Origin of the sequence: Bradyrhizobium sp. HKCCYLRH3097 (genome assembly GCF_051167875.1) — a bacterium.
GTDB lineage: Bacteria > Pseudomonadota > Alphaproteobacteria > Rhizobiales > Xanthobacteraceae > Bradyrhizobium.
Genome location: NZ_JBNPTX010000001.1, coordinates 877412 through 887899 on the forward strand (window position 1 = coordinate 877412; position 10488 = coordinate 887899).

Below are 10488 nucleotides of genomic sequence, written 5' to 3' on the forward strand. Positions count from 1 at the left end.
CATGCAGTTCCCGACTTGATAGCTGCATGCCGCCCGCCCGCGACGGCGTCGGGACCTAGTTGAAGGCCATCGGCGCCGCGCTGGCCATCCAGCCGTCGGAGCGTGCATTGCGGGCGAACCGCTGATATCTCGGCGCACGGGCCTCGCGCGTGACACGAGCCGCTGCGCCGAACATCGTGGAACCGCCGTTCGGGTTCACGATCGCGTAGCCGGCGATCGACCGCGGATGCTCGCGGGTGACGTGACCGCCGGAATTGCCGTCATGCACATACCAGACATTGCCGGCGACCTGCTGCTGCAGGATCATGACGTGGCCGGAGCGGACCGCCGCCATGCCCGGTGCGGGAGCCGCGCGTGGAAAGCGACGCCAGTTGGATGCGAGATTCAACTCGGGAATGACCCGGCCGAACGTGTAGAGCGACGCTTCGCAGCCGCAGAAGGCATGCGGGCATCCCGACGGCCGGCCACCGACAACGCGGCCCTCGCCGGGGATCGAGGCCATGGCGTTCATGAAGGAGTGATGGTGACGGTACGAGTAGTGATGATGATGGTGACGAGGACGCGCCTCGGCTTGAACGGAGAGAGCCAGCAATGCGGCGACGACAATTACAACGCGGTACATTCGGAGGACTCCTGTACACTGTGAAATCCCCCTGCCGCGCGCCAATCAACGTCCAAACATGTCCTCAAAGTGACCGAATCACCCCTGAGCCATGCAAATGCGGGACGGCGCTGCCCGCTCGGACTGGTTCCAAATCATTCGAAGTGATTGACTCTCGACGTCGAGAATGACTCACAACAGATGAATGTTCCGCCTTGGGAAGATCAGACTACCTACTAACAGCGCGGCGACCGCGGCCGGCCTTCAGTCGTCCTAATAGCCACAAAGATGCAATGAGGATAAATAACATCCTCCACGCGTGCGGCGCTCTTGGGCATTCCGTTCCAGACCACGACAGGAGATCGTCATGACCACGTTCCGCGGCAGTTGCCTCTGCGGCCGGGTCGGCTTCGAGGTCGATGGGCCGTTCGACAACTTCCTCAATTGCCATTGCTCGCGCTGTCGCAAGGCCAGCGGCACGGCGCACTCCTGTGAGGTCATCGTCAAGGCGTCGGCGCTGCGGTGGATGCGGGGCAAGGCGAACGTCACACGGTTCGACCTGCCGCAGGCGCGCAGCTTCGCCACCGCCTTCTGCAGCACTTGCGGCAGCCCGATGCCGCATCTGACGCGCAGCGGCCGCGAGGCGATCATTCCCGCCGGGAGTTTCGACGAGCCGCTCGGCGCCGTTCCCGATCGCCATGTGCATTGGGCGTCACGTGCCGACTGGTACGTCGATGGTGACGGGCTGCGCGTCGAGGACTGACGCAATCAGAATGCCGCTCGTCGGGCGACTCATGCCCCTCACGCCGAGATCGGACAAGCCTGTCGAGGCTTCATATCCGCCCGATCGCCGCTGCGTCCGGAATCCGATTTCACGAGCAAGTCCAGGCTGATTTGGGCTGTCCAGTCCCGGCAGGAAAAATATCCTGCTTGGCAATTTCGGAAAATCATGATTGTGTGTCGCTGTCCCGCCTCATCGACGAGGGGCGCTGCGCGGTCGTCACGAAGCGTGGAGGTGGGATGTGATGGGCGGGCCGGTTTGCAGCGTGGTCATTCGCGCGGACGAACAACATCGGCTCGCACGGTCAAGTCGCGTGGTCCTGATACTCCGATGCCAGTATCAAGCCTGCGCTGGCGCCAATGGCGCCGCGTGGGTGACGGTGACCCAAAAGCCCGGCGCACCGGGGAGAACGCGAAGCAGCCGTAGCGCCATCGCGCAGGGAGGGCCGGATCATCCGGCTGGACCTGTGGTACCTGCCGCCTGCATTTTTTGAGCAGGCGGGCCACGGGCCTCAGTCGAGGTCCGGCCTTCCCTGCACCCTCTCGTTTGAAGAGGGTGAGACCACTGTATCACTCGGACGCCTGGGCGCCGCGAGGCTACAGACGCACATCCCCATATGCACATCCCATATGCCTCAAAATTGTTGATCACGACGGCGCCAATGGCTCGGTGCCCACCCTCCCCTGGAGGGGGAGGGTCGGTCGCACGCGAAGCGGGCGAGCGGGGTGGGGTGATCTCTCCGCGAGCGCTTGTGCACGTGGAGAGATCACCCCACCCCGCCTCACGTTTCGCTTCGCTCACCGCGAGGCGACCCTCCCCCTCCAGGGGAGGGTGGGCACCGAGCTCGCGGCTTAGCTTTGGAGAGCGACTGATGCGGATCCATAGGGCCCGTTCCGAGGTGTCGGCTATGTCTCCGAACACCTTCACGGCAGTTGTCCGGGCCATGCCCTGCACGGCGACGAGGGCGGAGAGGCGATGCAGGAGCCGTCTCCCCTTCACCATTGACCGCCCCATCGATTGGCCTATCTCTTCAACACCGCAAAGAAACGGAACTGGATCCCCTGATGACCGCACATTTCAGCAGCTTCGATACCGCCATCGATCCCGTGAAGCTCGACCGCCTGGCCGAGGTGGCGGTGAAGGTGGGCCTGCAATTGCAGCCGGGTCAGGATCTGCTGCTGACCGCGCCCTCGATGGCGCTGCCGCTGGTGCGCAAGGTCGCCGAACACGCCTATAAGGCCGGCGCTGGGATCGTGACCTCGTTCTTCTCCGACGAGGAACTGACGCTGGCGCGCTACCGTTTTGGCCGTGACAACAGCTTCGATCGCGCCGCCGACTGGCTCTATCAGGGCATGGCCAAGGCGTTCTCGGAGAACACCGCGCGGCTCGCCATCGTCGGCGACAATCCGATGCTGCTGTCCGGCCAGGATCCGGCCAAGGTGGCGCGCGCCAGCAAGGCCAACTCCAAGGCCTATCAGCCGGCGCTGGAAAAGATCACCAATTTCGAGACCAACTGGAACATCATTGCCTATCCGAGTCCGTCCTGGGCCAAGCTGGTTTTCCCGGACGTGCCGGAGGAGGTCGCGGTGGCGAAGCTCGCGGACGCGATCTTCGCAGCGTCGCGTGTCGACCGCGAGGATGCCGTGTCTGCCTGGGAGCGCCACAACGCGGTGCTGCGCGAGCGCACCGAGTGGCTCAACGGCCAGCGTTTCAGCGCGCTGCATTACACCGGACCCGGCATGGACCTGACGATCGGTCTTGCCGACGGCCATGAATGGGAGGGCGGCGCCTCGACTGCCAAGAACGGCATCACCTGCAACGCCAACATTCCGACCGAGGAAGTGTTCACGACGCCGCATTGCCGCCGTGTGTCGGGTCACGTCGTCAGTTCCAAGCCGCTGTCCTATCAGGGCACGCTGATCGACAACATCCAGGTCAGATTCGAGGAGGGTCGCATCGTCGAGGCCAGGGCTTCGAAGGGCGAGGAGGTGCTTAACAAAGTGCTCGACACCGACGAGGGCGCGCGCCGGCTCGGCGAAGTCGCGCTGGTGCCGCACTCCTCGCCGATCTCCAAGAGCGGCCTGTTGTTCTACAACACGCTGTTCGACGAGAACGCGGCCTCGCACATCGCGCTCGGCCAGTGCTACTCCAAATGCTTCGTCAACGGCACGTCGCTGTCGCCGCAGCAGATCGCAGCCCAGGGCGGCAACCAGAGCCTGATCCACATCGACTGGATGATCGGCGCGGCCGACACCGACATCGACGGCCTCCATGAAGATGGTCGCCGCGTCCCGGTGTTCCGCAAGGGCGAGTGGGCCTGACGCATGACGGGCCGGCGCCACGCGTGCACCGGCCCGAAGCGAGCCGCGAGCAATGCTCGCGGCGGTGTCGTCGTCGATCGAACCTGCCTACTGCTTGGCGCTGCCGGTGGTGGCCTGCACGTCGATCGTGATCCGCTCCGACATCACCGGCTTGTTGTGGGGGATGTGGCTCCAGTCGCCGAGCACGAGCTGCAAGGTGTGCTTGCCCGGCGTGAGGTTGACCGAGGCTTCAGTCTGGCCCTTGCCGAAATGCACGTGGCCGGCATCGACCGGGATCGCCTCGTTGAGTGCGTCGCCCTCGAGCGCGGGCGCGTCGATCAGCAGGTGGTGGTGCCCGGTGTTGGGAGCCTCGGTGCCGGATGGCGCGACGCCCATGCCGGACAGGCCGAAGCGGATCAGGACCGGCGAGGAGACGGTGTCGCCGTCCTTCAGGTTGATGAAGTAGGCCTTGGCGTTTTCGGGGGCGGGCGTTTCGCCCGCCATGACGAGACTGCTGGTTGCAAGGGCGGCGGCGGACAGCGTGAGGGCGAGTGCGAGGCTCAGTCGGCGCATCCTGGGAAATCCTTATCTCTGCGAAGGCGGCAAATCTTTAAAGGTGACGGCACGGCGCAGGATGGGCAGGGCGACCGGAGGGGCGCCTGTCCGCATCTTGCAGTGCGAGCAAACAGTAGATCAGCAGGTTTGGCGAGGCCGCGAACAAATTGCGGCGTTCGCGTGAAGTTTATAGCGCTTGCGTGTTTGTGATGCGACGGCTGGTCGCGGTGGTCTGTTCAAATCTTAACGATCGCGGAAAGCAGCCATTAGGTGCAATCGGCTACGGTCGCAGGCTCATGCCGGCGTTCGCCCGGTCATTTCAGTCCCATGCATTTGAGGTCCAAGATGTCTCCGTCCTTGATCGAAACCGCCAATCTCGCCGTCGACCTGGCGCCCGCTCCGATCGAGCCGTCCTGGATCATCGAGGGCAATCCGACCGCGACCTCCTGCACCATCGCGCGCAGCAGCGACGGGCTGGGCTCGACCATCGTCTGGCATTGCACCGAGGGCAAGTTCAACTGGTACTACGATTTCGACGAGACCATCCTGATCCTCGAAGGCGCGATCACGCTGGAGAGCGAGGGCATGCCGGCGAAACGCTACGGGCCGGGCGACGTGATCTTCTTCCGCGATGGCGCACATGCCAAGTGGCATGTCGAAGGCCACGTCAAGAAGCTCGCTTTCTGCCTGAAGACGCAGCCCTACGTGCTCGGCCTCGCGGTGCGGATCATCAACAAGCTCAAGCGCATGTTCCTGACGCCGGAAGGCCGCCGCGGCACCAGCCTTGCGGGCGCCTAGACGCCGTCGAGGATGATCACGGTCGGGACCTGTGGCAGCAGCTCGCGCGACATCTTCAAGGTGCGCTCGGCGCGGCGGTCGATCTCGAACTGCTGGCCGATCTTGCGCATGAACTCGTCGAGCGGAGTCGCGAAGCGGTGCATCGGCAGCACCACCGAGGCGCGCAGACGCTTGGTGATCTCCGAGATGCCGTCGAGCGACATCGTGTAGGTGCCGTCGATCGGCACCATCACCACGTCGAGCCGGCCGATTGCGGCGAAATGAGTCTCGTCGAGCTTGACGTGCAGGTGGCCGAGATGGCCGATGCACAGGCCGGCGACCTCGAAGATGAAGATCGAGTTGCCGTCCTTGATCATGTCGACGCCGATGGAATCTCCGAAATAGCGGCGGATGTCGGTGGTGATGTTGCGGATCAGCACGTCGCCGATTCGCTCGAAGATCTGGGCCGGCTTGCCGTCGTCGCCCCAGCCGCGCAGCACATGCGGGATGCGCGGATCGGGGGCCAGCGTGTAGTGCGTCGAATGCGCGCGGTTCATGGTGATCACGTCGGGCAGCCGTCCGACCTGATAGGCGCCGCTGTAGTCGGTCGCGATGCGGATGCCCATCGGCGTGTCGATGAAGTAGGTCGAGTGGCCGGCATAGGTGATCGTCACCTCGTTGCCGGCAGCCGCCGTCCGGCGCAGGCTGACCGGCATCGCGCGCGGTTGGTTGCCGGCCATCGCCAGGCACTCGCTGGTGCGCGGCCCCGATTGCGCCAGAGCGGGCGATGCGAACGCGACAAGCACGGCAAGCAGCGAGACCAGCGAGCGCAGCATGGCAGTTCCCCTTCGACAGCGCGTGTGAGTGTAGCGGGGAATCCGGATCAGAACTATCCTCGGCGCAACGCCCGGCTCGAGAGCGCGGCGCGACGACGTGGAGAGATGGCATGACGGATCGGGTGTTGCAGCCGTTGCGGGAGATCGACGCAGGCGTGCTCCGCATTGCCTATGTCGAGAGCGGTCCGGCCGATGGCCCCGTCGTCATCCTGCTGCACGGCTATCCCTACGATATCCACTCCTATGTCGAGGTCGCGCCGCGTCTCGCCGCGCAGGGCTGCCGCGTCATCGTGCCCTATCTGCGCGGCTATGGACCCACCCGTTTCCGCGACGCATCGACGCCGCGCTCGGGCCAGCAGGCCGCGGTCGGCGCCGATCTGGTCGCGCTGATGGATGCGCTGGCGATCCCGCGCGCCGTGTTCGCCGGCTATGATTGGGGTGGCAGGGCCGCCTGCGTCGGCGCGGCGCTGTGGCCCGAGCGCTGCGCGGGCCTGGTCTCCGTGAACGGCTATCTGATCCAGGACATCGCGCGGGCATTGGAGCCGGCGCCGGTGCCGCGCGAGTTCGCGTTCTGGTATCAGTGGTACTTCCAGACCGAGCGCGGCCGCGCCGGGCTCGCCGCCCACCGCGCCGAAATCGCACGGCTGCTGTGGCGGCAATGGTCGCCGCACTGGCGCTTCGACGATGCGACCTTCGCGCGCGCGGCGGAGGCGTTCGACAATCCCGATCACGTCGATGTCGTGATCCACAGCTATCGGCATCGCTACGGGCTGGCCGATGGGGATCCGCGCTATCAGGAGCTGGAGCGGCGATTGGCGACCCTGCCCGTCATCATCGTGCCCACGATCACGCTCGATGGCGACGCCGACGGCGTGATCCCGGCAACGGACGGCCAGGCGCATGCTGCGAAGTTCAGCAACCGGATCGGCCATCGCGTGATCGCGCGGGCCGGCCACAATTTGCCGCAGGAAGAGCCGGCGGCGTTCGCCGCCGCCGTGACGGAGCTGCTGCGCTGAACGCTTCAGGTCCGCGCCGGGCTCAGCTTCCAGGCCGCGAGCAACAGGCCCGCGGTCATCAGGCCGCAGACGATGGCGGCCTCGGGCAGCGCGAGCGCCAGCGCCGCGGTCGCCGCCCAGCCGATCGAGGAGAACGCCTCGGCAAAGGTCGCCAGCCGCGACGAGGTCTGGCGGCGGCGAAACTGGCTGCGACGCGCCTGGATCCGGAACCAGAGCTGGATGGCCGTCGAGGAGACGGTCGCGACCAGAACGGCAACGGCCGTGACCACCGCCTGCGCCGGTGCGACCCAACCGAGCGCAAGCACGAGCGGAGCGAAGATCATCGCGATCGTGATCAGCACGACCTCGACCTTGGCGCGCACGATGCGCGTCGCCGGCAGCGGCGCCGTCGCCACCAGCTCGGGCGCGTCCTCGCCGGAGATGGTGAGCCAGGCGAGGCCGCCCGCGAGCTGGCCCGCCGCCATCACGACGACCGGCGTGATCAGGAACACCGCCTGCGAGCTGTCGGAGTAGCTGCGCCACAGCAGCAGCGCCGGAGGCACCAGATAGAGCAATTGCATCAGCGTCTGCGAGATCAGCCAGGGATCGCGCCGCAGCAGCATGAACTCCTTGCGCCGCAGCGACTGCTGCCGCGAGCCGCCCCGAAACGACCTGAGGCGTGCGCCGGCGCGGCTGGAGATGCCCTGGGCCGCGGCGCTGATCGCGGTGTCGGCGAAGCGCGGCGAGAACACCATCATGACGACGCCGAGCAACAACAGTCCGGCTGCCAGCAGAATCAGCAGCGCCTGGCCGTCGCCGAGCGCCGCTCGAGCCGGCAGCCAAACAAGACTGTCGGGATCGGGCGCGATGGCGGCCGCGGCATCCGAGGTGAGGATGGCGAAGCGCGACAGCGTGCCATAGGACACGATCGCCGCGATCTGCAGCACGATGACGAAGCCGGCGCCGATCACGGCCGCCAGGATCTGGGCGACCAGCCGCGTTCGCGCCGGACCAATGAGGCGGAACAGGACGATCGTGATGGCAATGGCGACCGCGGCCGCCGACAGGCCGACGGCCGCGACCACGACGAACGCCGCGAGCCAGCGCGTGCCACCCTCGATCAGCAGCACGTCGACGAAGGGGGTCGCGAGCAGCAGCGCCATGCTGGTCACGGAGAGCGCGATCGCCGCGATCCGGACGGAGAAGATCTCGGCCAGCCGCACCGGCGACGACATGATGAGATCGAGGTCGGCACGGGCGTAGAACACGCGTGTGACGGATTCGATCGCCTGCGACAGCATCAGCGCCCAGGACAGCATGATGGTCGCGGTGATGACGATCAGCGCGGTCTTGTCGAGCGGCAGCTCGAGATCGGCGTAGCGACCGACCACGACCCAGGCCGGCAGATGCATGAGGGCGCCGAACAGCACGAGACCGATGATGGCGGCCCGCGTGCGGCGGCGCCTGCCGGCCGTGATCATGCCGAGCCATTCCCGCCAGGCGAGCCGGAGCTCGTGACGGGCGAACCAGGCGAGCGTCGCCGCCCGCGTCATGCCGCGGACTCGACGTCGACCAGTGCGATGAACAACTCCTCCAGGCTGGTGTCGGTGCGTCCGTTCTGCTGGCGCAGCTCGGCCAGAGTGCCTTCGGCGACGACGCGCCCGGCGGCGATCACGCCGATCCGGTCGGCCATGCGCTCGGCGACTTCGAGAATGTGCGTGGTCATGATCACCGTGCCGCCGCGGCGGACGCGCTCGGCGAGCAGGCCCTTGACGTGCCGCGCCGACACCGCGTCCAGGCCCGTCAGCGGCTCGTCCAGGATGATCAGCCGCGGGTCGTGGATCAGCGCGCCGGCGAGCGCGACCTTCTGGCGCATGCCCTTGGAAAAGCCTTCGCAGCGCTCGTGCAGATGCGGCTCCAGCCCGAGCGAGACCAGAAGTTCGGTTGCCGCGTTACTCGAGGCCGCCGGATCGATGCCCCACAGTCCGGCGACGAACTCGAGATATTCGAGCGGCGTGAGCTTGTCGTAGATCATGGGCTCGTCGGAGACCCAGGCCATCACCTGCTTGGCGGCGATCGGGTCGCGCAGTGCATCGATGCCGAAGATCTCGATCCGCCCGGCATCCGGCCGCAGCAGGCCCGCGACCATGCGCAGCGTCGTCGTCTTGCCGGCGCCGTTCGGGCCGACCAGTGCATAGAATTCACCCGAGCGCACCACGAGGTCGAGCGCATCGACCGCCGGCCGCTCGAAACATTTCGTCAGTCCTCGCACGGCGAGGGCGGGGCTGCCTGGGGTCATGACGGCACTATCGCCTCGTTCGGTTCGCGTCTGCAATGTGGATGCAACTCGTTGCGGCGCGGTGAACGAGCCGCCGCATCGTGTCCTTCGGTGCCGGCCGGTTCCGTCGGCGCACTGGCCGCATTCCTTCCGTCCTCGTCCCGTGAACTCCCGGCCACGTCTCAAGTTGTGGGCACGCGGCAACGATGCGCGATCGTCAATAGTTCACGGAAGCCGTCCCCTCAGGCGACAGCGCCCGGACCTCCGCCATCAGGGGCAAAGCCTGATACCGGGAGATGCCGGTCTCGTCGATCACGAACAACGGCCGCACCTGCCGCGCATCGCTGTCCTGGATCATCGCCATGCGCTGATTGTCGAGCATCAGCCAATGCCCGTCGAGGCGCGCCGCCGCGACGGCGTGATCCTCGTCCCGGACGACATCGTGCAGGATCACGATCCGCAGATCGTCGATGGCAACGCCGGCCATCCGAAGCGCGACGAGCTTGGCGATCGCGTAGTCCTCACAATCGCCGGCACGGCGTTCGAAGGTAGCGAGAGGGGGGGCCCACACGTCCACCTGGCCATATTGAGCGAGATCACTGGCCGGCCGGATGGCCAGATTGACCGCCCGATTGATCTCGCCGAGCCTTGCCCGTCCCGCCCGGAGACGGCCCTGATCGATGATCGCCAGCAGGCTGAGGGCGGCAGGGGAGACGCAGCGCTCGCGGTCGCCATCGCACAGCGCAAGCTGCACGCGCTCGTCTTCGAGCTTGCGCGCGAGCGCCAACCATTTGTCGCGCAACGGGCCTGCTTCCAGGCCGACCCGCGGCAGGCCGAATGGCTCGGCCGTATCCTCGATGGCGGTTGCGAACCCCAATGGCTGCGCGACAGGACCGGCGCCCGCTGGGCTGCCGATCCATATGGCGGCGCTGGCGGCCGCGACCGCCAGCGATGCGCGCATCAGCGCGAGAAAATTCATGTGACGCCCCGTGCCCGGATCTCGGCCGGCGCGACGCAGCGCCTGACGGAACCGGATGCTTGTTGGGGGTCAGCATGGGTGCGAAGGCTTGGCCTCTGCTTAAAACCGGCAATCCGGCGACCAAATCGCAGGATTTACGCTGAACGTTGTGTTGCTCCGATGCGACAAATCCTAGCGAAAGCTGAACGATGGTCGCGAAGGTCTGGAGGGTTCGCGGTGAAGTTGTGCTTCGAACCCATCCGCAGCTCCTGCCAAATTGATGCAATTCGTCGATTCTTGTTCTCCCACCCGCAGTCCTCCACTTGAAATCCGTTGTCAGGGGTAAGCCGGTGCGGATGTTGATGTCGGCAAAGGTATTGGATGGCCTATGAATACTTGGAATTACT

10 protein-coding genes are annotated in these 10488 nt (G+C 66.1%); 4 read left to right on the top strand and 6 right to left on the bottom strand.

All coding sequences use genetic code 11. The annotated features are described in order from the left end of the window. Nucleotides 1-55: 55 nt before the first annotated feature. Nucleotides 56-622 (bottom strand): hypothetical protein, encoded by a 567-nt coding sequence (locus ACQR0U_RS03965; RefSeq protein ID WP_315825903.1) that lies wholly within the window; start codon nucleotides 620-622, stop codon nucleotides 56-58. Between the two features lie 346 nt (nucleotides 623-968). Here ACQR0U_RS03965 and ACQR0U_RS03970 point away from each other — a divergent pair, with 346 nt between their 5' ends. Continuing rightward, the gene (locus ACQR0U_RS03970; protein WP_316172713.1) at nucleotides 969-1364 is read left to right on the top strand and encodes a GFA family protein; all 396 of its coding nucleotides are present in this window, start codon (nucleotides 969-971) and stop codon (nucleotides 1362-1364) included. A gap of 1082 nt (nucleotides 1365-2446) precedes the next feature. Continuing rightward, nucleotides 2447-3703 carry an aminopeptidase gene (locus ACQR0U_RS03975; RefSeq protein ID WP_315825905.1) on the top strand — a complete coding sequence of 419 codons (1257 nt, stop codon included), beginning with the start codon at nucleotides 2447-2449 and terminating at the stop codon, nucleotides 3701-3703. An 87-nt stretch (nucleotides 3704-3790) separates the two neighbouring features. Here the strand turns inward: ACQR0U_RS03975 and ACQR0U_RS03980 are convergent, their stop codons facing one another. Next, nucleotides 3791-4255, bottom strand: a complete 465-nt coding sequence (locus ACQR0U_RS03980) for a DUF4399 domain-containing protein (RefSeq protein WP_315754975.1) — start codon at nucleotides 4253-4255, stop codon at nucleotides 3791-3793. 327 nt (nucleotides 4256-4582) lie between these two features. Between ACQR0U_RS03980 and ACQR0U_RS03985 the strand changes: the two genes are divergently transcribed. Then, nucleotides 4583-5035, top strand: coding sequence for a cupin domain-containing protein (locus ACQR0U_RS03985; protein ID WP_316172711.1), 453 nt, complete (start codon nucleotides 4583-4585; stop codon nucleotides 5033-5035). Here the strand turns inward: ACQR0U_RS03985 and ACQR0U_RS03990 are convergent. Then, complete coding sequence (locus tag ACQR0U_RS03990) at nucleotides 5032-5850, bottom strand: MBL fold metallo-hydrolase (protein ID WP_315825907.1); 819 nt, start codon at nucleotides 5848-5850, stop codon at nucleotides 5032-5034. The two genes, ACQR0U_RS03985 and ACQR0U_RS03990, sit on opposite strands and share 4 nt — an antisense overlap. Before the next feature lie 110 nt (nucleotides 5851-5960). On the opposite strand from ACQR0U_RS03990, the gene ACQR0U_RS03995 reads away from it, so the two are divergent. Then, nucleotides 5961-6866: an alpha/beta fold hydrolase gene (locus ACQR0U_RS03995; protein ID WP_315825908.1), complete on the top strand. Its 906-nt coding sequence runs from the start codon at nucleotides 5961-5963 to the stop codon at nucleotides 6864-6866. Nucleotides 6867-6871: 5 nt separating this feature from the next. Here the strand turns inward: ACQR0U_RS03995 and ACQR0U_RS04000 are convergent, their stop codons facing one another. The 3 genes from ACQR0U_RS04000 to ACQR0U_RS04010 all read right to left on the bottom strand — a co-directional run bounded on the left by ACQR0U_RS04000 (nucleotide 6872) and on the right by ACQR0U_RS04010 (nucleotide 10102). Next, the gene (locus ACQR0U_RS04000) at nucleotides 6872-8398 is read right to left on the bottom strand and encodes a permease (RefSeq protein ID WP_315825909.1); all 1527 of its coding nucleotides are present in this window, start codon (nucleotides 8396-8398) and stop codon (nucleotides 6872-6874) included. After that, entirely contained in the window at nucleotides 8395-9144 is a 750-nt protein-coding gene (locus ACQR0U_RS04005; RefSeq protein ID WP_315825910.1) for an ABC transporter ATP-binding protein, read from the bottom strand. The genes ACQR0U_RS04000 and ACQR0U_RS04005 overlap by 4 nt, the downstream gene beginning before the upstream one ends. A gap of 196 nt (nucleotides 9145-9340) precedes the next feature. Then, a complete protein-coding gene (locus tag ACQR0U_RS04010) occupies nucleotides 9341-10102 on the bottom strand; it encodes a transglutaminase-like cysteine peptidase (RefSeq protein WP_434872084.1) in 762 nt (253 codons plus the stop codon). Nucleotides 10103-10488 lie beyond the last annotated feature (386 nt).